This is a genomic window from Paenibacillus thalictri, from assembly GCF_004307995.1.
Classification (GTDB): Bacteria; Bacillota; Bacilli; order Paenibacillales; family NBRC-103111; genus Paenibacillus_AF; species Paenibacillus_AF thalictri.
This window is the reverse complement of the sequence record NZ_SIRE01000005.1, coordinates 267,778-288,920: the sequence shown is the minus strand read 5'-3', so window position 1 is coordinate 288,920 and position 21,143 is coordinate 267,778. Positions and strand designations below refer to the sequence as shown.

The window sequence follows — 21,143 nt, the reverse complement described above, 5'->3', positions numbered from 1 at the left end:
CACCTATCGTTCTGTTTGAGGCAGAAAAATAGGTGCATGCATGTTAGTTATCACCGTCATGAAGTCGATATGAAGTTGGTCTTATTTCAGCTCGTTAACCAGATCGGGCGGCGTTTGCCCCTGCAGCGCAGTTAGCACATTTCTGGCAGCCGTCATGGCCATATCAAACCGCGTTTTGGCGGTAGCCGAGCCGATGTGGGGAAGCGTAACGACATTCGGCATCGACAGCAGCGGGTTGTTCGGATCGACCGGCTCTTGCGTGTACACATCGAGTCCAGCGCCGCGGATAACTCCCTCTTGAAGCGCTTCGATCAGCGCTTGCTCGTCAATCGTCTGACCACGTGAGATGTTGATGAAAAAAGCGCTTTGTTTCATCATCGCAAAATGTTCCTTGCGAATCATATGTGTCGTTTCACTGGTAAGCGGTGTCATCATGACAACAAAGTCGGATTCCCGCAGCAGCTCTTCCAGCGTCCGGTATTGTACGCCAAGCTTTTCTTCCGCGTCCGGTTTACGATTGCGGTTGTAATACAACACGTTCATGTTAAAACCGAATTTCGTTCTTTGGGCGATGGCTTCGCCGATCCGGCCCATCCCGATAATGCCGACGGTGGCATGATGCACATCCAGGCCAAATAAATCTTCTTCCTTCAGCTTGCCGCGCTGCCAGCCCCCCTGTTTCACCAACTGGTCCAGCTCCGTAACCCGGCGTGCCGAAGCAAGCATCAGCGCAAGCGCAACATCAGCGACCGAATCGTCCAGCACCGACGGCGTATTGGTTCCATACACGCCCCTGGCCTTCATTGCCGCCGTATCAAAGTTGTTGTAGCCGACGGAAATATTGCTGACAATCTTTAGTTTAGGCGCGTGGCGAAGAAATTCGTCGTCGATGTTTAAACTTGTAGTTAATACCGCATCTATATCTTCAAGCATGGCAAGCGCCTGTTCTCTGGGCATAAATCCGTCCTGCGACCAGCGGACCACTTCACAGTGCTCGGAAAGGTATGCAATGACTTCTTCAGGAAGTTTACGGGAAATCAGCACTTTCGGACTTGTCATTGAGATGCTCCTACTTTCAGTTCATTTTTGTTCAATACTTCGTTCAGGCTGCCGGAACGGTAACCTTGCAAATCCATCGTCACGTAGGCGTAACCGATCTCCTTCAGCTTCTGGTGAATCGTCTCGGCAACTGCCACGACTTCCGCTAGTTCAGCCGGCGGAACCTCGATACGGGCCAGATTTTCATGCTGGCGTACGCGCACTTGACGGAAACCGAGCTGAATGAGGAAATCTTCCGCTTGGTCGATCATCGACAGCTTATGCGCCGTAATGAGCTCCCCGTAAGGGATCCGCGACGATAAGCAAGCAAACGACGGCTTATCCCAAGTGCGCAAATTAAATTTGCGCGACAAATGGCGAATTTCCGACTTCTTGATGCCGGCCTCAAGCAGCGGCGCACGGACTCCTTTTTCATGGGCGGCTGTCAATCCTGGCCGGTGATCCCCTAAATCGTCGGCGATGGCGCCAAATACGACACAATCGAACCCGCGTTCATGAGCAATCGGAATCAAGTGCTCAAACAGTGAGTTTTTGCAAAAATAACAGCGGTTGGTCGGATTTTCCGCATAACCGGGGATCGCCAACTCGCTCGTATGAATCACCTCATGCGGAGCGCCCAGCTCCTTAGCCAGCGCAATCGCCTCTTCTCTTTCGCGCACCGGGTACGTTTCGGAGTCTGCCGTGATCGCTAGAACCTTGTCTTCGCCCAAGAAATCAAGGGCAGCTTTTAATAAAAAGGCGCTGTCCACGCCGCCCGAGAACGCCACCACAACTTTGCCCAGCGACTGAAGCAGCTCGCCTAGCCTTTCATATTTTTGTTCTATAGGATCCATTAGCCATACCTCCTTACCGCTATCGTTAAACAGTAATTATTATAGACCCTTTTGTCTAATCATTAAAGAGGAAATATGGATTTAACAGCCAACAAAAAAATCACTCCCCTGGTTAGGAGAGTGATTCCAGCATTTCTTATTCGAAGTAAGTAAATTCCCAGTCTCCCTCTTCAGAGGAGAATTTGGTAGCATCTTCATAATACTCAACGCCAGGGAACTCAAGAGTCACTTCCGTTGTTTCGCCTGGAGCGATATGAACTGCGATATTCTCGAAATACACGTCGGCTACTTGCTTGAAGTCACCGGCATCGTTGCCAAGCGACAATTTCAAGTCAACTTTTGTAACGGTTTCGATATTTTTGTCGCCAAGATTCTTGAATGTGCCGGTTGCCAGCAGCTTGCCGTTCTCATCATATTTAACAGCAGTTACTTCAAAATCCATTTCTGCGTCTGCCAAAGCAACTGCGGAAGTTCCGAGCAAGGAAGCGCAAAGTAATGTACCGATGGCCAATCTCTTAATCATTTTCATACTGCTAGATTCCCCCACCAAAATTAGTATATTTAGTTTCATTGGTATTATATTACATGGAAACATTTATCACAATATATTATTTTGCGATTTTTGTTAATTTTCTGAAAACAATTAGTGTACCAAAATAATTGTCGATTTGTTGACGTTGGGCAAACATGGTAGGATTGGAGTAATGTGCTGTTACGATGCAAAAACTATAGGAAATGTACCGTGATAAAGGAGCTGCCATGAACAACTACCATGCCATTCAAGATAAAATTGTCCGTTCCGTACAATTGCTGGAAGAACGGTTTCTCGAACGGGAGGAATTGATCCGTCTGATCATGCTTGGCGCCGCCGCAGGAGAAAATGTGCTGCTTGTCGGCCCTCCGGGAACCGCCAAATCCCAGCTGGCGCGGACGGTCGCCCAGTTGTTCGGCGGCCACTGGTTCGAATACTTACTGACCCGCTTTACGACGCCCGAAGAACTGTTCGGGCCGGTTTCCTTGCAGCAACTGAAGCAGGATCATTATGTCAGGCAGACGGACGGATTTTTGCCGGGGGCCAGCTTTGCTTTTCTGGATGAAATTTTTAAAGCAAACAGCGCGATCCTGAATGCGCTGCTGTCGATATTAAACGAACGGGTATTTTATAACGGCCGGGACAAACAACCGGTGCCGCTTGCTTTTTTAATGGCCGCCTCTAATGAATTGCCCGAGGAAAACGAGCAGTTGGAGGCGCTTTATGACCGGTTTCTGCTGCGATACGAAGTTGGTTATCTGCGTCATATGTCCAGTTATGAGAAGTTGTTCCAGCTGCCCGAAGGCGCTTTATCTCCCCTGCTCGCCGTTTCCGATATGGAGAACATCCGCGAAGCGGCATCCCGTGTGATGTTGCATGAAGGCATGGTGTATATGCTGTTTCAGTTAAAAACGGCCTTGGAGGCCAAAGATTATGCCTGCTCCGACCGCAGATTGAAAAAAATCGGGGATATGTGGCGCATTTCCGCCGCGATGAACGGAAGAGATGCCGTCAACGTCTGGGATACGGTGTTTACGCCGCATATGCTGTGGGATTATCCGGAGGACCTGGGAACGATGAAGGAGCTGTTTAATACAGTGTTCCAGGACGCGCTGAAAAAAGAAGCCCAACGAGAGCTCCCTCTCGGCGCATACAATCTGGTTGCAGCCAAGTGGCTGGAAAAAGAAGACGAACTTCACGCCTTTCAATTTAAAAAGGAAGTCGGCGGCAAATTAAATCCGGAAGCGATCGAACAAATGAAGCGGCTCACCGAGGAGTGCCGGGAAGAGCTGGAGGAAACCGCACGCAAACTGCGCGGCAAGCTGGTCATCTGGCAGCAGCGCGAAACGGATCTCCCGGGATATATCCGCAATCAGAACTTTCTGGTGCTGCACGCCGAACAATATGCGGTGAAATATACGCATCTGCGCATCGAAGGGGAACGCATTTTACAGACGCTGCAGGGGCTCTACCGGACGTTGTTCGACCGGGATATTCCCGGCTTGCATTACGACTATACGTTGTAGAGGCGGTGCTGACCGGCATGATTGTTCGTTGTGCGCGTATCGACCGTTACGTATTCGACGGCTTTGTACACTCGTCGCGGGTCGCCCAGGAATGGATCCGTGAGGCCAAAGCCAAAACCGAGTGGTTTTCCGTCGACCTGTTTGCCGATTTTTTTATGTGTTTTTATATCGCCAATCCGGAAATCGACGCCGCGGAGGAAGCCACCCCCTTCCATCGCTGGCTCGTGCGTTCCTTGAGGAAGCAGTTTTTTTACCAGTCGATTCACCCCCGCACTATCGGTCAAGTAAGTCCCGCCTTTAAAACATCGCTGAAAGCATTGATGTGGCTGACCGAAAGTTTCGCTCAAGAAGTGAAGAAACGCAATAAGGAAGAACGGCTGCTCACGATCGGGCTAGCCAGCCAGAAAGAACAGCAAGGCCAAGAAAGCCCGCAAATCAATGAGCATCTGTCGGACAAACAGATTGAAAAGCTGAAATTGGTCGGTTATACGCTGCAGATGGGCAAAAAACATGCGGAGGAAAAGCAAGCCGCTCTCGACAGCAGACCGCTTGTGGCCGCCGAAATCGAAGCGCTCAAGGAACGTATCGTTTCGCTTCAGGACGAGATGCGCACCGATTTTATGAAACGGGATAAATTGCGGCAGAAGCTGAAAAAAGCGGAGGCCGAACGGGAGCAGCTGGAGAAACGGCTGGAGCGGATGGATCAGCGCGACAGCGCGGCCATGAAGGAGCTTGAGGAGCAGCTTGGCGAATGGCTCGGCCGGTCGTTGAAAATAACGCTGGGACAGGAAGACTTGGAGAGCCTGCACGTTTATGAACTGCTGCAGGCCAGCCAGCAGCTTGCCAACCGGCGCTGGGGCAGCGATCTCGGGAAGTTGCACCGCCAGGAACACGAGCGGTTTATGCAGTGGGTCGAGAAGCTGAAACGTCATCCCGAGCTGATCGCCTTCCTAAAGGAAGTCGGCCGTAATGTGCAGCAGCTTCGGGTCAAAAAGCGGCGCCACCGTTCACGCCATATGCCGGAAGCGTATGACGATCTGCGTCAATCGGCGGACATCAGCCGGATGCTGCCGAGCGAAGCCAGCCTGCTCGCCGATCCCGACTACGAATTGTATTTTACCGTAAAGTGGCTGGAGCGGAAGCTGTTGACCTACAATGTCACCGGACGAATGGAGGAACCGCTCAAAGGGCCGGTCATCTGCATGCTGGATACGTCCCATTCGATGCGCGGCAGCAAGCTGAAGCTGGCGCAGCTGTTTGTCGGCACCTTCGCCTCCTATTCGCTGCTGGAAAAACGCGATTTTGTGCTGCTGCTGTTCGGCGCCAAAGGCGAGCTGATCGAACGTACGTTGCACGTTAAAAAGCCGGATTGGCCGTCGTTTTACAGCTTGGCGCAGCTCGCTTTCGGCGGCGGCACCCACTTCGACGCCCCGATCAAACGCGGCATCGACATCGTAAACGCCGGCAGCGCCTTCCGCAACGCCGATTTTGTCATGGTGACCGACGGCATCGGCCATATATCGCCGCCTGTACGGGAGCTGCTTGCCGAGCTCGGCGCACGCAAGCACGTGCGGCTGCATTCACTGATCGTCGGCAGCGCACGTCAGCATCTCGCGCAGAAATACGATATTCTTGGCGTTTCGCATCATGTCCGCTTTGCCTCCACCTGGGAGACGCAGAACATGGAAACCGGCGAGCTGCTGTTAGACGTTTTCCGTAAATGAGGTAGTGTGCCCCCCTCAATCCCCCCTCTGGGGGACTCCATGCGCTGCGCCCTGGACCCGCCTGCGGTGGAGCGGCTTTTGTGCCTCGGGCTCGCACCTTGGTGCGCCTTGCCAGCGCTTCGCTTGGCATTGGCCCACCGTGCTTTACTGCGGCGCGGTGATGCGGGGCGCGGCGGACTGCCTCGGGCTCGTACCTTGGTGCGCCTTGCCATTGCTTCGCTTGGCATTGGCCCACCGTGCTTTACTGCGGCGCGGTGATGTGGGGCGCGGCGGACTGCCTCGGGCTCGCACCTTGGTGCGCCTTGCCATCACTTCGCTTGGCATTGGCCCACCGTGCTTTACTGCGGCGCGGTGATGCGGGGCGCGGCGGGCTGCCTCGGGCTCGCACCTTGGTGCGCCTTGCCATCGCTTCGCTTGGCTTCGGCCCACCGTGCTTTACTCCGGCGTGGTGATGTGGAGCGCTGCCCTAATGTTGTCAGGTTAGCGATAAATGACTGATATTCGGATCGCGTATTGGTTGCATTAGCGCAATCGATACAACTTGCTGAATGTTGATCTTTGGCTGGCTGTCCGTAACGGGTAGCCTCGTCGTTATGGTTGGCCTTATACATGCAAACGGCACGCTCCAACGCCAACGGACCTGAGCGTCTCTATGTGGCACAAAAACCGAGGTTATCATTTTTAACGGACACCCGCGACTTTATTGGCCCAAAAAAGCCGGGGAAACCCCGATGGTAGGCCGAATAAGAGCGCTGATGTCCGTCCCATTGAGCAAAACCTCAGATTTGGTTTACATAGCTGCGCTGATGTCCGTTTAGAAAGGGCACTTCTCCAACATTGGGGGTACACAACGGTTGGATTGCTCAACGGTTGGATGATGCATAATGAATCGACAGTCTCACTCAGTCCGTGATCCATCCGAATGGTTCTATGTCCAGAACGGGGCGCCGCCGTGCATAAAAGAAGCTTGATCATTCCTGTGACGATACTTTGATCCATTGGCTTCTTATCCTGACAACATTGGGCGCTGCCCGTCCTACTCATCCCTTTGTTCTACTATGTGCTAACCAAAAAAATCGCCGCTTCAGCCAGCCCGCTCTTCATTGTTGAAAGATGCGGCTTGGCGCAGCGGCGATTTTTCTTTTTCCGAAGGACGACATATCACGTCACTCCAGCTCCAGCTGTTCCCGGGTAAACTTATTGTTCCACAAATACTCCAAATCGTAATGTGTCGTATCCAGGGTAACCAGCTTCCAAAGGCCTGTACACACCAGCCCCGCCAATATTGCCAGCACAATGATGCCGAATAAAAGCTCTCCAGCCATATGCATCCGCCTCTCGTATCCGTTTGTTACATCGTATGAACGATCGGCGGTATGCATGCCAATTTGTGAACTTTTTTCGAACGTATATTTACGCATGAAGCGGCAGATTAATACGGAACGCTGGATTCTTCTTCCACTTTCTCGCGGATACGGCGCACGGTCGCCTCCAGCGTTTCCGGACGGGCCAATTCCACCGGGGATACGGCGCGGTCAAACAGAAGTTCGTCGCCTTCGATTAATATGACGTACCTTCCCCCCTCCTTGGCGATATGCACCCGGTCTCCGTAATCGGCCAGCAGCCCACGCACCGTAATATGCCCAAGCTTCAGCTTCAGCTCCAAATCCGGCTTTTCCTCGATCAAAGGCGCGGCGGCTTCCACTACCTGCTGCGGCGTCCATTTCTCCTGCAATTCCCGCTGGTCGCCGTAGGCCCACAACTCAAGCTCCTTCTCCTCCTGCTCACGCTGCGGGCTCATCTCCTCGTAGTTGTCCTCGATATACTGCTGCGCCATTTGGACAACACGTTCGTTCATGATCTCCGGCACCGATTTTTCGTATTCTACAAATTTCAGAAAATCTTCGAAGTATTTAGCATGGGAAGCTTGGTGTATTTTTAGCTCCCACGGCTCGATCATGCCGGGTTCCGGCATATGCGGGTACAGAATCGATTTCATGTTTTTAGCGCTGATCGCCATTTCCACTTTATTCAGCAAACTGCGCTCGTCGGTGATACGGGCGATTTTTTGTTCAAAGTCGCATTTCATGACAAAAACGAACCGTTCATCCGTATGCTTCGGCAGCTTCGCCCTGGCAATCAGCAGCACTCCGCCGCGAATCGCGCTTGCATCCATGTAAGCCCGCAGCATATCGTCGGCAAAACCTAAAAATTGCTCCGCCGATTCGGCTCCGCGCAGCCGGTCGAACTGGTTGAAGTTCGGATTGCTGTCCGCTCCGTAACCGGGCTCCACAATAAATCTGCCGATTTTCGTCGGCACCTGCTCGGCCCGCGGGTTGCGTTCCGCCTTGCGTTTAGCAATTTTGCCCAGTTCCCCGTCCAAAAATCCGCTAAGCTCGCTTTCTTCGTAGCTCGATTCGTCCAATGTTTGGTAATGCTTATAGTTTTTGCTGCCGGATTCTCCTTCGCCGTCTGCTTGTATCACGAAAAATGACAAATATTCAATATGAAAATTCATGCTGCAGCTCCCTTTTTGCTCATCAAGTCAGACATTACATATTCGCTGCTGCAGCGAATTTTCCTTTTTTACATAAGATCATGTCAAATTATGCTACAATATACCGTAAGGCGATCCTCAATCACGGAAATTGCCGCCAAATTCATAAGGAGAACCGCTGAAATGGCCCAGATCGATATCACTTCTTTGATTTTATTGCTTTTTGCGGCGCTTGGCATATTAAGCAACAATTCGTCGATCACCATTGCCGTGGTTGTGCTGCTTCTGCTGAGAGTCACTCAGCTGCATCAGGCATTTCCGTTTATCGAGAAATACGGATTAACGGTAGGCATTATCGTCCTGACGATCGGAATTATGGCTCCGCTGGCAAGCGGCAAAATTACAATTGAAACGTTATCCCACACGTTGTTTCATTGGCAATCGCTGCTTGCCATCGTCATCGGTTTACTTGTCGCTTTTCTTGGCGGCCGGGGCGCTCAGCTCATGACAAGTCAGCCGACGGTGGTAACCGGACTGCTCATCGGCACCATATTAGGCGTCGCTTTTTTACGCGGAGTACCGGTCGGTCCGCTGATCGCCGCAGGCATCTTGTCCTTATTCCTCGGCAAGTCATGAGGCGCATCTTGTCCGAACAAAGCAAATAACCGCAAGCATCATTCCACACAGGATGATACTTGCGGTTTTTGTTTTACCGACATTACATGCTTCTAGCTGCAAGCAGCCGGTCATTGCTAACTGTTAACCTTTAATTACGCCGCAGGCGATACGGTCGCCGGAGTTGCCTGCCGGATCGGTAATGTAGTCGTCGGCTTTATCATGAATAACCAAGGCGGTTCCGCCTGCTTTCAGCAGAGAATTCGGCTTGCCCTTATCGAGTGTCACCAGCTTGGTGGTGAACTCGGCTTTGCCGGTGCCGTCGGCGCCGACGATCAGGTTAGGCAGATCCCCGGCATGAGGTCCTTCCGGCGTGAGGAAGCCGTGTTTTTTGGAAGCGGGATTCAAGTGCGAGCCGGCTGTCTTAAAATCAGGAGCTTCGCATTTCCCGGTTTCGTGGAAATGGATTCCATGTTCCCCCGGAGACAGACTTGCAGCCGATACACTGACTCTAACGCCGCCATCCTGCGGTTTTAAGCTGGCCATACCGATTTTTTCGCCTTTGCCGTTCACAATGTCAACCATCGTTCCGGCAGCCTCGGAGGAAGCCTTGTCCGCGGCCGGTGCCGCCGTCATTTGGTGCTGCTCGTGCTGCGGTGCCGATGCGGGAACCGCCTGCTGCGATTTGTCAAAGCAGCCGGAGAGCGCCGCTCCCGTTAAGACGAGTGCGCCGCAGATCATCCAATTTTTGCGCATAGAAAAACCTCCCTTGATGTTGGGCTTACTCTAACCCATTGTTTCCATCGGGGAGGCATATAAACCTGTTTATTTTCCAACAAACGGATTTTTCCATTCCATCAGCAAAGCGTGATTCAGCGATTCCTCGTCTTCCAAATATCCGGAAATCAGTTTCAACGGCGTACGTCCGCAGCGCAGCAAAAAAGTAATCACCGGATCCTTGATTTCACCTTCGACGACGGCCTGCACATACTGCTCCGCGCTCATTTGCTCCGCCACCTTGTGATAGCCGGGCATGCGTCCTCCGCCAAGGAGGCGTGTCAAACCGAGGCGAACGACAACCTCATACATCGACTGCATCAGCCATTTGCCCAGACCAAGCTTGCGATGGGTCGGCAGCGCGCATATATCGACGATATACAACGTATCGCCCGCAGGCTCATGATTGCGGATGTAGCCGGAATCAGTGATTTCTTCCCATGTGTGCTCCGGGTGCTCGGGGTCGAAGCGCACAATCAGCCCGGTCATGGAAGCGACCAGTTCGCCGTCGATTTCAACGCATAAAGCCCCTTCCGGGAACAGGTTCACATGCTGGGTCAGCTGCTCTTCATTCCACCATAATTCGGAAGGAAACGGCGGCGGGAAGCTCAGCTTCTGAATGCGGATCAGTCCAGGGAAATCCTCACGCGTATAATTGCGGATCAGCGCTTTGACCGGGCGTTGATCTGCGAACAGATAAAGTTCTTTTCGATACATCGGTCACAACACTCCTTACGGCCGTTAGCTCCAATCTGTATACAGATCCGTCCTGCGGTCGCGCCATGTCGTAACGGAGCCCTTCTCCCTCACTTCGTACAGCAGATCTAGATCGAGATCGGCCGTAATCACCATATCGCCGTTGATCTCACCTTGCGCCAAGATGCCGCCCGGCGGAAATGGCACGTCGTTAGGCGTGATGACAGCCGCTTGTCCGTAATTGCCCCGCATAAAGTCAACGGTCGGCAGCGACCCTACCGTTCCCGTCGTGACAACATACACCTGATTTTCGATCGTCCGCGCGTGGCACGTATACCGGACACGATGGAAACCATGTTTATCGTCGGTGCACGACGGGCAAAAAATGACGTCCACGCCTTGGGCTTTGGCCATACGCACAATTTCCGGGAATTCGATGTCGTAACAGATGAGCATGGCGATGCGGCCTTTGGCCGTGTCAAATACATGGAGCTTGTCTCCCGCAGCCATATGCCATTCTTTGACTTCGCTTGGTGTAATGTGCAGCTTGCGCTGCTGCCCGATGGTGCCGTCCGGATAAAATAAAAATGCGGTGTTATACAGCCTGCCGCCCTCTTCGATAATATGCGTGCCGCCGATCAGGTGCATGCCCGTCGTCTTGGCCAAGCCGCTGAACAACTCGATATATTGCTCCGTAAAATCCGGCAGTTCGTTAATTGATAAAGCTACGCCGGACGCATCGCCGATCGACATCAGCTGTGTCGTAAACAATTCGGGAAACAACACGAATTCGGAGTCGAATTCGGCGGCTGTTTTCACATAATGCGTCACCTGTGCGGCAAACTCGGCAAAAGCGCCGATCGTTTTTAAATGATATTGTACTGCAGATACTCTTAGCTTCATCTTGCTCGCTCCTGTTCAAAAAATACAATATGCGGTTTCTTGATGCACCACGTGCTCATACATCTCAGTCCTTGGACATTCACGGTTTTGAGCGGCTCCAGCCAAGTGCCATATAGCTTCTCGGTCAAACGCAGCAGTTGCTCTTCGCTCACAAGGTAACGCTCGGACCCGTCGGGCAGTTTATACCGCCCTCCGCCGATCGGTTCGATCTGCTGTTCGATGCCGATGCTGGAAGCAAGTCTCGCAAACAACATGCCCCCGGGTTTGATCACACGCCACAGCTCCGAAACCATCGTCTGAAAATGATCTTCATGTTCGGCAAAATGCAGCACCGCGTTGCATATGACTACGTCGAAGGTGTCATTTGTATAACTAAGCTTCTCGACGGCTTGCATCTCAAAGCGATCCTGCGGAAGCTCCGGAGCAAGCTCGGCCGCCAAACTGCGCACAGCTTGTACCGCCGTCTCGCTGCGGTCCACACCATATACATCGTAACCGTTCCGCAAAAAATAGACCATATTGCGCCCATTGCCGCAGCCGGCGTCAAGCAGCGTCATGTCCGGCGTGAACCGGCCTTTTAACAGCTGATCGAACAAATAAATATCGATTTCCCCAAACTGCTCGCGAAGATCCATCATATCAACCCTTCCACGACCATTATATCATCTTGGGCCCGCCTCTTTCTAATTTATGCTACCACAATTTTCAACCGCTGCGGACGGAAAGATGACTGTTATGCAACCTGCTGCCGAGATATCGGGTTATCGCGCAAAAAAAGCCTCATCCGGCGCACGGGAAACGGCCCCGTGGCTGGATAAAGGCTTTGTATTATACGTTTATAAGACCGGCGCGGCTTCGCAAAATCAAGCCTTTAAGCTCTCGCGGCTTAAATCAAGCCACTCCAGCTCTTCGCGCGTCAATCTCAAGGTAGCGCCTTCCTCGCATGAACGCAGCTCCTCGATGTTCTGAGCGCCGACAAGCGCGCAAGTCGGGAATGGCTGGTTCAGCACATACGCAAGAGCGATTTGGATCATCGTCACATTTTTCTGCCCGGCCAGCTCCTGCGCCCGCTTCAACCGTTCCCAGTTTGCATCGCTATAGAAGACGCGAACCATATCGGCATTATCGCGAACCTCCGGAGTAAACCGTCCGGTAAAGAAGCCGCGAGCCTGCGACGACCATGATAACAGCGGAAGCTGATGTTTCTCATGCCATGCGCAAGTTTCAAAATCCGCCGAAACGCAGCCGGCCCAGAACGGTTCGTTTGCTTTGGCGAGGCTGAGATTCGGACTGCTGAAGGTGAAGCCGGCCAGACCGTTTGCCGCAGCATACTCGTTGGCTTCCTGCAGCCGCTGCCACGACCAGTTCGAAGCGCCGATCGCTCCGATGCGGCCTGCCGCAATATGCTCATTCAGCGCATCGATAATCACTTGTACCGGAATCGCGGTATCGTCGCGGTGCAGCGCATACAACTCGACATGGTCGGTTTGCAGCCGTTCCAGACTGGTCGCAAGATCGCTGGCAATCGCTTGCGGGCTCACGCGCGGACCGTTTTTGTCGTGATGGGCACCTTTAGTCAGAATCACAAGTTTGTCGCGGTTTCCCCGTTCCTGAATGTACCTGCCGATCTGTACTTCGCTTTCGCCGCCACAATATACGTGAGCGGTATCCAGCGTTGTTCCGCCAATAGCGATAAACGCGTCCAAATTCTCCCGAACTTTCTCATAATTATCGTTGCGGAAGTAGTCGGTCCCTTTAATAAGCCTGGATATCGGTTTATCTGTTCCTTTAATCGATATGTATTCCATCGTGTCGCTCTCCTCCAAAGATCAAATGTAATGGCGGTTACGAAATAGTTTATGGCATTAAATAATTACTCTAACCCGTTCGCGGGCGGACTTCAAGCATGCGTCAACAACACGCATATTTTTGATCGAGTCCTGCGGATCAAATTTTTGCGGTTCGCCGTAAAATACACTTCTGGCAAAGTCGTCGGCCTGCAGCGCATATTGATTCACCTGCGGCACCTCAACTTCTCTCCGCTCGCCTTTTACCGTGACAAAAAAGTTGGAGCTTGCGTTCAGCGGGCTGACATAAGCCGACGGAACTTCAATAATGCCGTCCGTTCCCAAAATCTCCAGCGTATTGCGGCCTGCCGCCCACATGCCGCAGTCGAATGTAAGGGCCACCGAATCGGAAAATTCCACCAGCCCGGAAGCCATCATATCGACATGATCGTGCTCCGGCGAGAAAAACGCATTGACCGTTACCGCCTCAGGCTCTCTGCCCAGAATCAACCGCGCCGCGCTAAGCGGATATACCCCTACGTCATAGATGGAGCCGCCCCCCATCCATTGAGCGAACCGCACATTGCCTTGATTCGCCGCGCCGTTAAACGTAAATGCGCCGTGGATGCCGCGGATTTGTCCGATTTCGCCGGAATCGATGATTTCGCGGATCATCGCGTAACGCGGATGATGCCGGTACATAAACGCTTCGGCATATGTGACTCCCGCTTTGGCGCACGCCGCTACCATTTCCTCGGTTTCGGCGGCATCCAGCGCGGCCGGTTTCTCGCAAAGCACATGTTTGCCGGCCTCTGCGGCTTTGATTGTCCATTCCTTGTGCAGATGGTTGGGCAATGGAATATATACGGCGTCAATTGTTTCGTCGGCAAGCAACGCCTCATAGCTGCCGTAAGCAACGGGTATCCCGACCTGCTCGGCGGTCAGCTTCGCCTTCTCTTCATCACGGCTGGCAATCGCCGCCGCCTCGCACAATTCGGATTGTTGAATGCCTGGGATTACAGCGCGTTTGGCAATTCCTGCACAGCCCAGCACGCCGAATCGAAGTTTTCTCTCACTCATCGGTTTCGCAGCTCCTATTCATATATTAAGATTATATTGCCATTATAGGACAGCGTAATTAAAATGAATATAATAACATTTTGACTTGGGATAACATTATATTGTCATGAAGGAGCAACTTGATGAAACGACAGGTTTTGCTGCCGACGTTAGCCGATCAGCCGTTTTTTTGTTTCCCGGAATCGGTGGGAACGTATTGGCAAGAGCTTGATCACGATGTAACCCGCGAGGTGGGGACGCTCAACAACTTTAATATTCATTACGTGGCGTCCGGAACAGGCTATGTCGAATCGGAGGGCCGTGTCTATAAACTGCAAAAAGGCGATGCGGTGTTATATTTCCCGCTCCAACGCCAAAGATATTTCTCCTGCACCGAAGATCCATGGGATGTGCGTTGGCTGCATTTTTACGGGAGCAAAATCAATGAGTATTTGATCGAGCGAGGGTTCCACAAGTCCCAGCTGTGGACGCTGCGGCAAGGCGCCGCATTCGAGCAGGCGCATCTTGCGCTGCTGGATAAAGCGTCGGCGCACAAGCTGCTGCATAAGGCGGCGCTTTCCGTGCTGACGTATGCCGTGCTGGCCGAATTCATCAGCCAAGCCGTGCCGCTGACGGCGGCCAGAAGCAGCGATGCGACGGAACGGGTGCTTGGCCTGCTGCCGCTCATTCAAAGCGAAGCATGCAAGCCGTTTATCCTCGAGGAGTGGTCGGCCCGGGCAGGAGTCAGCCCGTATTATTTTTGCAAGCTGTTTCGCAAAGCGGTGCAGATGAAACCGATGGATTTTGTGACCTTATGCAGGCTGCAAGTTTCCAAACAATGGCTGCTGGAACGCAAAACATCGACCATTCGCGAAATTGCGATCGACGCCGGATATCCAAGCGTGAGCTATTTTAATAAACGATTTTACGAGCACGAAGGCATGACACCTTCCGAATACCGTAAATTGTATGAAAAGCAAAGTTAATCCCACGTTCTGGCGGACTGTGTTGTCAGGACCGGGTTATGTATGTAAGAACTCACAATGTGGGGCTAACAACATCAAATGCAAAAAAGCCATCCTTATGGAAGAAGCCACTGAAAAAGTGAATGCAGCATGAGCGAATCTTTCTTACGATCACCAATTGTCCCCGCGATTTCTTGAATTGTACCCGCTGATGTCAGGTGAAATTCGGGGACATAAGCGAATACTGGCGCTTCTCCAGCATGATTTCGCTCAATTCGCTACTTTTTCAGCGGCCTCCATATGGAATGGCCTCTTGTTATGTATGGGTATCGCTTGTTTAAATTAATTAATGTAATTAAACAAATGTCCGATTAAAACTTAAAATCATCGTACGGTGACGGATTGATTCGAGAGTCTTTGATTAACGTCATTAACTATCAATTCAAAAATTGCATCATCCCCGCTACATCTTGGCCGCCTCAGCCGCCAGCCGCTCGCGTTCCACATAATCGCGAATTTGTTCCTTCTCACCAGGGGTGAACTGATATTCACAATCGCAGCCCTCATCCTGAGGCACCATTTGAAATATCTCTCCCCCGCGCGTACAGATGACCAGTGCCGTTAAATCCGTTACATCAAGCGGTATGGCGTTTTCCTCTTCCAGCTCAAAACGCAGCACAATATCGATCCATTGCTCGTCTCTGGGCTCGACTTCCGCAATAAACCGCTTGAATTTTAATTCCGTCGTATCCGGTGATCCATATTTTAACATCGCTATTTGCTTCCCCCTGATGTAATTTGCGCCAAAGCCTGCTCAATCGCCGTAAACTTAAATTCGAACCCGTGGTCAAGCAGCACACGCGGAATAACGCGTTGACCCTCTAAGAGCAGTACCGACAGCTCGCCAAACAGCAGCTTAAACAGCCACGCGGGTACCGGAAAAAAATGCGGTCTCCGTAAAACACGTCCTAAAGCCCGCCCGAATTCGTCGTTTGTCACCGGGTTCGGGGCCGTTGCGTTAACCGCTCCCGATATGTCCTCGTGTTCAATGCAATAATCGATCAAACGGATCATGTCTTCAATATGTACCCAGGACAATACTTGCCGGCCGCTGCCGATTTTTCCTCCGACCCACAGCTTATATGGCAGCGCCATCTTCGGAAACGCACCGCCGTCGTGGCCTAACACGAGGCCAACTCTGATTTTGACTACACGAATGCCTTGAATACGGTCCACCGCTTCTTCCCATTGCTCAACGGTATGGGCCAGAAAGTCGGTCAGCCGCTTCGGACTTGTTTCATCAAAAACTTCCGTTTCCGATGTGCCGTAGATCGACATGCCGGAAGCGTTCACAATTACATGTGGTTTATCTTCAATCTGCTCCAGCAAACGCGCCAAACGTCCGACCGTATCCAGGCGGGAATGCAAAATACGCTGCTTGGCCTCCTCGGTCCAGCGCTGGTTGATCGATTCCCCGGCCAAATTGATGACGGCATCAATTCCTTCCAATTTGGAAGGATTGGCTTCCAGCTCGGACCAGGTCACATTCGAAACCGAAGGGCTATCCGAAACGGTCTGCCGCCTGCTTATTAATAAAACGGTATCGTTATTATGTACGAAATATTTGACCAAATGCCTGCCGATAAAGCCGGTTCCTCCGGCTATTGCCACTTTCAAGAGGTCGCCTCCTTCGCAGCCTGCTGCAACGTTAGCTGGTGTGATTATCCAGCTCCCCTTATTGTAATACAAACGGGGCCGTCGTTTCCACTCGCTGCCGGTTCACCTTCGTTTACCAATATCTTATGCGTTCCCCTTACGGCACAATCCGGATCGATTTCTATTTTTTACTTGCGCGGTACGCCTTTTCATGAAAACGGGTAATGCTGCCAAACAGCGTTTCTCCATCCTCCGGCAGCGGGTCTGTCTCGTCGAAGTTCAAATACATCGCCCGATATGGCTCAGGCACCCAAATGTATTGATGAACATAACCGGTAATCCGGAAGCCGCATGTTTCCCAAAAACGGATGCGCTGTTCGTTCTCCTCTGTCGGATCGGCCTCCACTTCGACGATAATGCCTTTGCAGCCCGTAACCGAGTGCGCCCATTGTTTGATGCGGTCCAACAGCAACCGGCCGTATCCGTTTCCGCGAAGATGTTGGCGAACCGCCAAATAATCGATAAGCAGCGCGCCGGCTTGCCGATCGCTGCCGGTTAATGCCATGCCTACGACTTCCGGACCTTGCGTCATTGTGTGCAGCTCGCACATGTTTCTCTCAAACATACGGCGGATGATGTCGCGGCTTTTTTTGCCATCCAGCGGAAATGCTTCTTCATAGATTCGCTCCGCCGCGGCCCAAAGCTCATCGTCCCATTTGTCTGTGATGCGGTATTCCAATGCGTCCGTTGCCAATGCTGCTCACCACTTTCAAAATCTTGGGTCTGGTCTATTTAAGCGTTCCTTGATTGCGCCTCATGACATAATCTTCCTCCATACTTAAAGTATAGAACTCGATTATGTTGTCCTCCGTGTCTTTAAAATACACTCTCTTATGAATGCCTCTTACAATGATTTTATGATCTATGTCGTTTTCCTTCAGCACTTGAATCGCCTGTTCAATAGCAGCGCCTTCAATAAACAACGCCATATGCACATGGATACCGCCTTCGTCAAATAGCCCGTTCCACTGGGAAATCGCAGATTCCTTCTCCAATCGCTCGAGGTTGTTGAAATTGCGGGGCAGCCACAATCCTAATCTAGTCGGACCGCCGACATACAGCCAGGTTGCCCATATGGACTTTGTTTCTTCCGTAAATTGTCCGCCTTCATAACCCCATTGCTGAACGATTGGAAACCCCAGCTTACCCGACCAAAAACCGATGGCGCGTTCCATATCGCGGACTTCCAATACGACCTCCGACACGCCTTGGGACGTTATTTTCATAAGGATCCTCTCTTCCCCTTCAGATCACATAACCCTTACTTATTTCCATCACGATGCTTATATTGACCGGGTGTTGTCACTCAATCTTCAGTCCGTTAACAACAGCTGTCTGCTCATCTTCACTTGTTCCATCATATGCCCGATATTGCCTTCACCTGCATACAAGCTCATGTCAAAAAAGTTCTCGTCCAATCCCGACCAAAACAGCTCGTTTTCATCCCCCGAGACGGTCACGTCCCGGATCAAGCGGCCTGCATATACTTCTACATAACAGTGCTGCAAATAATAAGTAAAATCCATGATATGATGCAAAACGACGTCTTCTTTGGAAATGCCGGTTTCTTCCCGCAGTTCTCTGTACGCGGCTTCCATTCCCGTCTCGCCGCTTTCGATTTTACCGCCGACCAGATTTCGCAAGCCCAGATACGGGTCCTTTAACCGTTTGCACATGAGCAGCCGGCTCATATCCTGATTGTAAATCATAATGACATTATATCCTTGCATGAGCAATCTCCTTCATTTCAAACATGGGTGTATTGCAAATATTCGATTAAACGGCCCATTTCCCCTGCTTGCAGTTTTGTTTCGGGCAAAAATATGCAGGCAAAGCACAAAATACCTAACGAAAAAGGCCAACCAGAACATTCCGGCTGACCTCATCATACGAAAAACTTCTTGATCGGCTTCCTTATTACAGCGTGATTCAAGAATGGTTTGTATGCACATGTTGATTCAGTGAAAACCCGCCGCAGCGGCGTGCGGTGATCCGGCCATGTCCGGCTGCATTATTTATGCAGATGGGTGATTGTGATCGGCCTTGCTTCCAATTCCTGCGCTTCGTCCAGCTTATGCTGCAGCTGGTGGATTTTTTTTCTTAATTGGTCCGCTAAAATTGCCGTTTCGCTAAAATCTTGCTGAAGTTCTGCATCCGCTCTGCCGGTCGCCACGACAATTCCCCACGACATGATATAGGCGTTGACATTTTTGACGAGATCCTCCAGCTGGCGTAAAGCAAGCTGAACTTCGGATACGTTGACTGTGTTTCTGCACATCGTTATCGGCCCCTTTCTCCATGTTTTGCTGCAAAACGTTTAACAAATCCGCGGCAGCGGCGTTCCGGAGAGCATCTGCAGTTCTCTGGCCCCGCCCAGCGCCGTCTGCAGGATCACTTCGCCGTGCCCCGCTTCCACTTTTCCGATCACGGCAGCGAGCCGGTAATCCGGGTGTTTTCTCATGTGATCCACCACACCCGCCGCCTCCTCTTCCGCTACGATCATCAGCACCTTGCCTTCATTGGCCAAATAAAGCGGGTCCATCCCCAACAGCTCCAATGCGCCACGGACATGCGGCTGAATAGGTAGAAGTTCTTCGTCCAGCACCATACGAACACCCGCGCTAACCGCTATTTCCTTCAAGGTAGTAGCGACACCGCCGCGGGTGGGATCACGCATGAACCGAATGGAAGGAAACTGTTCCAACAGCGGCACAATCAGCCGGTTAAGCGGCCGACAATCGCTTGGCAGCGGAGGGTCAAACGTGATGCCCGCCCTTTCCCCCAACACGGCAACGCCGTGCTCGGCTATCCCGCCGTTGATGATGATCCGGTCTCCTGGCTGAATCCGGTTGTATCCGAGCCGTTCCGGCCGTTCGATAAAACCGATTCCCGTAGTATTGATGTACATCCCGTCGCATTTGCCCTTTTCCACGACCTTCGTATCTCCAGCTACGATCCTTACGCCGGCCTCGCGGGCAGTCGCCGCCAAAGAAGCTGTGATTTTCTTCAACAGCGCGATATCAAGCCCTTCCTCCAATATGAATCCGACGCTCATATAAGCAGGAACGGCTCCGCTTACCGCAAGATCGTTCACCGTGCCGGCGACGGCCAGCTTGCCGATGTCCCCTCCCGGAAACTCCAGCGGGTGGATGACAAAGCTGTCTGTCGTGATTGCCATATACCCCGCCTGTACGGGCATAACCGCAGCATCGTTCTGCTCTTGAAGTGCAGCATCGTTAAATGCCTCCCGGAACACCCCGTCGATAAGATCATGTGTCAGCAACCCGCCATCGCCATGTGAAAGCAGTATTTTCATGCTTGTCTCCCCTTCCCTATACACTCAGCGGTTGTTGTTTATGTTGATGCCGTTCATATGTGTAAAAGGTGGAGCAGGAGCCTTCTCCCGAAACCATACAAGGACCGATCGGGTTCTGCGGCGTGCAGGCCCGCCCGAACAGCTTGCATTCAAAAGGCGTCGCCTTCCCCTTAATAATTTCGCCGCATTGACAGCCGCGGGGCAGCTTGGTAACCGGCTTATCGACCGGAATTTGCAGCGCGGCGTCATACCGCTCATAACGATGATGGATGCGCAGCCCGCTTTCCGGAAATGCGCCGATCCCACGCCATGCCATCTCGCACGGGGAAAATACTTCGCCGAGCAGAGCCGCCGCTTTTGTATTCCCCTCTTCTTTGACGACCCGCTTATAGTTGTTAACGACCTGTCTGCGGCCCTTGCTCATTTCCTCGGTTAGTAAATATAACGAAGACAGTAGGTCGACCGGTTCGAAACCGCCGATCACGGCGGGCATGTTGGCTTTTTCCACATCCATCCAGCCTTCTCTGCCAACGACAACCGACACATTGCCCGGCAGTAGAAAACCGTCAATCCGGTGATCAGGGTCTTGAAGCAGCACATTAACCGCCGGCGGTGTCAATTTATTTGCCGAGTAAACGAAAAAATTGCCGATCTTTTGTTTTTCCGCCCATAAAATGGCAAGCGCCACGCCGGGAGAAGTCGTCTCAAAACCTACCCCGAGAAACACGACCCGTTTATCCGGATGTTTTATCGCAATATCGACGCTTTCTGAGGCGGAATAAACCACACGCACATCCGCCCCGTTTGCTCTTTCTTGAAACAAATTGGACGTGGAGCCGGGCACCTTCATCATATCTCCAAACGTCGTCACGATCACATCTTCGCTGCCGGCAAAAGCGATCATATGATCGATGTCCGATTGGTCGGTTACGCATACCGGGCATCCGGGGCCGCTGATCAGATCGACATAAGGCGCCAAGAGGGAGCGTACGCCCGACTTTGAAATAGCTACCGTATGAGTGCCGCATACTTCCATAAACCGCAGCTTTCTGCCCATCTTTTCACGCGCTTGTTCAAGCTCGGGAACCAGTTTGTTAAGCAACTTTTTGCTCATCCCCGTATCCCGAAAATCCGGCAA

General features: G+C 52.0%; 23 protein-coding genes. 4 read left to right on the top strand and 19 right to left on the bottom strand.

The genetic code is table 11. From position 1 onward, the window contains the following. Positions 1-81 precede the first annotated feature (81 nt). The 3 genes from EYB31_RS07880 to EYB31_RS07870 all read right to left on the bottom strand — a co-directional run bounded on the left by EYB31_RS07880 (position 82) and on the right by EYB31_RS07870 (position 2,421). Positions 82-1,059: a 2-hydroxyacid dehydrogenase gene (locus EYB31_RS07880; RefSeq protein ID WP_131012742.1), complete on the bottom strand. Its 978-nt coding sequence runs from the start codon at positions 1,057-1,059 to the stop codon at positions 82-84. Next, positions 1,056-1,892 carry an ATP-dependent sacrificial sulfur transferase LarE gene (gene larE, locus EYB31_RS07875; RefSeq protein ID WP_131012741.1) on the bottom strand — a complete coding sequence of 279 codons (837 nt, stop codon included), beginning with the start codon at positions 1,890-1,892 and terminating at the stop codon, positions 1,056-1,058. The genes EYB31_RS07880 and larE overlap by 4 nt, the downstream gene beginning before the upstream one ends. A 136-nt stretch (positions 1,893-2,028) precedes the next feature. After that, on the bottom strand, positions 2,029-2,421 hold the full coding sequence (locus EYB31_RS07870) for a hypothetical protein (protein WP_131012740.1): 393 nt from the start codon (positions 2,419-2,421) through the stop codon (positions 2,029-2,031). A 230-nt stretch (positions 2,422-2,651) separates the two neighbouring features. On the opposite strand from EYB31_RS07870, the gene EYB31_RS07865 reads away from it, so the two are divergent. Beyond that, complete coding sequence (locus EYB31_RS07865; protein WP_131012739.1) at positions 2,652-3,950, top strand: AAA family ATPase; 1,299 nt, start codon at positions 2,652-2,654, stop codon at positions 3,948-3,950. A gap of 17 nt (positions 3,951-3,967) precedes the next feature. Next, positions 3,968-5,674, top strand: coding sequence for a vWA domain-containing protein (locus EYB31_RS07860; RefSeq protein WP_131012738.1), 1,707 nt, complete (start codon positions 3,968-3,970; stop codon positions 5,672-5,674). Between the two features lie 1,166 nt (positions 5,675-6,840). Here EYB31_RS07860 and EYB31_RS07855 read toward each other — a convergent pair. After that, positions 6,841-7,095: a hypothetical protein gene (locus EYB31_RS07855; protein ID WP_131012737.1), complete on the bottom strand. Its 255-nt coding sequence runs from the start codon at positions 7,093-7,095 to the stop codon at positions 6,841-6,843. An 11-nt stretch (positions 7,096-7,106) separates the two neighbouring features. Next, positions 7,107-8,192, bottom strand: a complete 1,086-nt coding sequence (locus EYB31_RS07850) for a DUF3900 domain-containing protein (RefSeq protein WP_131012736.1) — start codon at positions 8,190-8,192, stop codon at positions 7,107-7,109. Positions 8,193-8,354: 162 nt separating this feature from the next. Here EYB31_RS07850 and EYB31_RS07845 point away from each other — a divergent pair, with 162 nt between their 5' ends. Beyond that, complete coding sequence (locus EYB31_RS07845; RefSeq protein WP_131012735.1) at positions 8,355-8,807, top strand: DUF441 domain-containing protein; 453 nt, start codon at positions 8,355-8,357, stop codon at positions 8,805-8,807. Between the two features lie 123 nt (positions 8,808-8,930). On the opposite strand, the gene EYB31_RS07840 is transcribed toward EYB31_RS07845, so the two are convergent. From EYB31_RS07840 to EYB31_RS07815, 6 genes are all read right to left on the bottom strand, one after another. Then, entirely contained in the window at positions 8,931-9,542 is a 612-nt protein-coding gene (locus tag EYB31_RS07840) for a superoxide dismutase family protein (RefSeq protein WP_131012734.1), read from the bottom strand. 69 nt (positions 9,543-9,611) lie between these two features. Further along, positions 9,612-10,280 carry a GNAT family N-acetyltransferase gene (locus tag EYB31_RS07835; RefSeq protein WP_131012733.1) on the bottom strand — a complete coding sequence of 223 codons (669 nt, stop codon included), beginning with the start codon at positions 10,278-10,280 and terminating at the stop codon, positions 9,612-9,614. A gap of 24 nt (positions 10,281-10,304) precedes the next feature. Then, positions 10,305-11,162 carry a carbon-nitrogen hydrolase family protein gene (locus tag EYB31_RS07830; RefSeq protein WP_131012732.1) on the bottom strand — a complete coding sequence of 286 codons (858 nt, stop codon included), beginning with the start codon at positions 11,160-11,162 and terminating at the stop codon, positions 10,305-10,307. After that, on the bottom strand, positions 11,159-11,800 hold the full coding sequence (locus tag EYB31_RS07825; protein WP_240762193.1) for a class I SAM-dependent methyltransferase: 642 nt from the start codon (positions 11,798-11,800) through the stop codon (positions 11,159-11,161). The genes EYB31_RS07830 and EYB31_RS07825 overlap by 4 nt, the downstream gene beginning before the upstream one ends. Positions 11,801-12,025: 225 nt before the next feature. Further along, positions 12,026-12,970, bottom strand: coding sequence for an aldo/keto reductase (locus tag EYB31_RS07820; RefSeq protein WP_131012731.1), 945 nt, complete (start codon positions 12,968-12,970; stop codon positions 12,026-12,028). A gap of 57 nt (positions 12,971-13,027) precedes the next feature. After that, complete coding sequence (locus EYB31_RS07815) at positions 13,028-14,029, bottom strand: Gfo/Idh/MocA family protein (protein ID WP_131012730.1); 1,002 nt, start codon at positions 14,027-14,029, stop codon at positions 13,028-13,030. 122 nt (positions 14,030-14,151) lie between these two features. On the opposite strand from EYB31_RS07815, the gene EYB31_RS07810 reads away from it, so the two are divergent. Then, positions 14,152-14,994 (top strand): helix-turn-helix transcriptional regulator, encoded by an 843-nt coding sequence (locus EYB31_RS07810; RefSeq protein ID WP_131012729.1) that lies wholly within the window; start codon positions 14,152-14,154, stop codon positions 14,992-14,994. Positions 14,995-15,436: 442 nt separating this feature from the next. Here EYB31_RS07810 and EYB31_RS07805 read toward each other — a convergent pair whose 3' ends face one another. The 8 genes from EYB31_RS07805 to hypD form a co-directional block, all read right to left on the bottom strand. Beyond that, on the bottom strand, positions 15,437-15,745 hold the full coding sequence (locus EYB31_RS07805; RefSeq protein ID WP_131012728.1) for a hypothetical protein: 309 nt from the start codon (positions 15,743-15,745) through the stop codon (positions 15,437-15,439). 2 nt (positions 15,746-15,747) lie between these two features. Beyond that, on the bottom strand, positions 15,748-16,650 hold the full coding sequence (locus EYB31_RS07800; protein WP_131012727.1) for a TIGR01777 family oxidoreductase: 903 nt from the start codon (positions 16,648-16,650) through the stop codon (positions 15,748-15,750). Between the two features lie 160 nt (positions 16,651-16,810). After that, entirely contained in the window at positions 16,811-17,383 is a 573-nt protein-coding gene (locus EYB31_RS07795; RefSeq protein ID WP_131012726.1) for a GNAT family N-acetyltransferase, read from the bottom strand. A 34-nt stretch (positions 17,384-17,417) separates the two neighbouring features. Continuing rightward, positions 17,418-17,915, bottom strand: a complete 498-nt coding sequence (locus EYB31_RS07790) for a VOC family protein (protein ID WP_131012725.1) — start codon at positions 17,913-17,915, stop codon at positions 17,418-17,420. Positions 17,916-18,002: 87 nt separating this feature from the next. Next, positions 18,003-18,419 carry an NUDIX hydrolase gene (locus tag EYB31_RS07785; RefSeq protein WP_131012724.1) on the bottom strand — a complete coding sequence of 139 codons (417 nt, stop codon included), beginning with the start codon at positions 18,417-18,419 and terminating at the stop codon, positions 18,003-18,005. Positions 18,420-18,700: 281 nt separating this feature from the next. Continuing rightward, positions 18,701-18,967, bottom strand: coding sequence for a hypothetical protein (locus tag EYB31_RS07780; RefSeq protein ID WP_131012723.1), 267 nt, complete (start codon positions 18,965-18,967; stop codon positions 18,701-18,703). Between the two features lie 39 nt (positions 18,968-19,006). Next, the gene (hypE, locus tag EYB31_RS07775) at positions 19,007-20,005 is read right to left on the bottom strand and encodes a hydrogenase expression/formation protein HypE (RefSeq protein ID WP_131012722.1); all 999 of its coding nucleotides are present in this window, start codon (positions 20,003-20,005) and stop codon (positions 19,007-19,009) included. 16 nt (positions 20,006-20,021) lie between these two features. After that, positions 20,022-21,119, bottom strand: coding sequence for a hydrogenase formation protein HypD (hypD, locus tag EYB31_RS07770; RefSeq protein ID WP_240762191.1), 1,098 nt, complete (start codon positions 21,117-21,119; stop codon positions 20,022-20,024). Between the last annotated feature and the right edge of the window lie 24 nt (positions 21,120-21,143).

Coding starts and splice junctions, on each gene's coding strand:
- EYB31_RS07880 (WP_131012742.1), bottom strand. CDS start 1,059: ATGACAAGTCCGAAAGTGCTGATTTCCCGTAAACTTCCTGAAGAAGTC.
- larE (WP_131012741.1), bottom strand. CDS start 1,892: ATGGATCCTATAGAACAAAAATATGAAAGGCTAGGCGAGCTGCTTCAG.
- EYB31_RS07870 (WP_131012740.1), bottom strand. CDS start 2,421: ATGAAAATGATTAAGAGATTGGCCATCGGTACATTACTTTGCGCTTCC.
- EYB31_RS07865 (WP_131012739.1), top strand. CDS start 2,652: ATGAACAACTACCATGCCATTCAAGATAAAATTGTCCGTTCCGTACAA.
- EYB31_RS07860 (WP_131012738.1), top strand. CDS start 3,968: ATGATTGTTCGTTGTGCGCGTATCGACCGTTACGTATTCGACGGCTTT.
- EYB31_RS07855 (WP_131012737.1), bottom strand. CDS start 7,095: ATGCGTAAATATACGTTCGAAAAAAGTTCACAAATTGGCATGCATACC.
- EYB31_RS07850 (WP_131012736.1), bottom strand. CDS start 8,192: ATGAATTTTCATATTGAATATTTGTCATTTTTCGTGATACAAGCAGAC.
- EYB31_RS07845 (WP_131012735.1), top strand. CDS start 8,355: ATGGCCCAGATCGATATCACTTCTTTGATTTTATTGCTTTTTGCGGCG.
- EYB31_RS07840 (WP_131012734.1), bottom strand. CDS start 9,542: ATGCGCAAAAATTGGATGATCTGCGGCGCACTCGTCTTAACGGGAGCG.
- EYB31_RS07835 (WP_131012733.1), bottom strand. CDS start 10,280: ATGTATCGAAAAGAACTTTATCTGTTCGCAGATCAACGCCCGGTCAAA.
- EYB31_RS07830 (WP_131012732.1), bottom strand. CDS start 11,162: ATGAAGCTAAGAGTATCTGCAGTACAATATCATTTAAAAACGATCGGC.
- EYB31_RS07825 (WP_240762193.1), bottom strand. CDS start 11,800: ATGATGGATCTTCGCGAGCAGTTTGGGGAAATCGATATTTATTTGTTC.
- EYB31_RS07820 (WP_131012731.1), bottom strand. CDS start 12,970: ATGGAATACATATCGATTAAAGGAACAGATAAACCGATATCCAGGCTT.
- EYB31_RS07815 (WP_131012730.1), bottom strand. CDS start 14,029: ATGAGTGAGAGAAAACTTCGATTCGGCGTGCTGGGCTGTGCAGGAATT.
- EYB31_RS07810 (WP_131012729.1), top strand. CDS start 14,152: ATGAAACGACAGGTTTTGCTGCCGACGTTAGCCGATCAGCCGTTTTTT.
- EYB31_RS07805 (WP_131012728.1), bottom strand. CDS start 15,745: ATGTTAAAATATGGATCACCGGATACGACGGAATTAAAATTCAAGCGG.
- EYB31_RS07790 (WP_131012725.1), bottom strand. CDS start 17,915: ATGAAAATAACGTCCCAAGGCGTGTCGGAGGTCGTATTGGAAGTCCGC.
- EYB31_RS07785 (WP_131012724.1), bottom strand. CDS start 18,419: ATGCAAGGATATAATGTCATTATGATTTACAATCAGGATATGAGCCGG.
- EYB31_RS07780 (WP_131012723.1), bottom strand. CDS start 18,967: ATGTGCAGAAACACAGTCAACGTATCCGAAGTTCAGCTTGCTTTACGC.
- hypE (WP_131012722.1), bottom strand. CDS start 20,005: ATGAAAATACTGCTTTCACATGGCGATGGCGGGTTGCTGACACATGAT.
- hypD (WP_240762191.1), bottom strand. CDS start 21,119: ATGAGCAAAAAGTTGCTTAACAAACTGGTTCCCGAGCTTGAACAAGCG.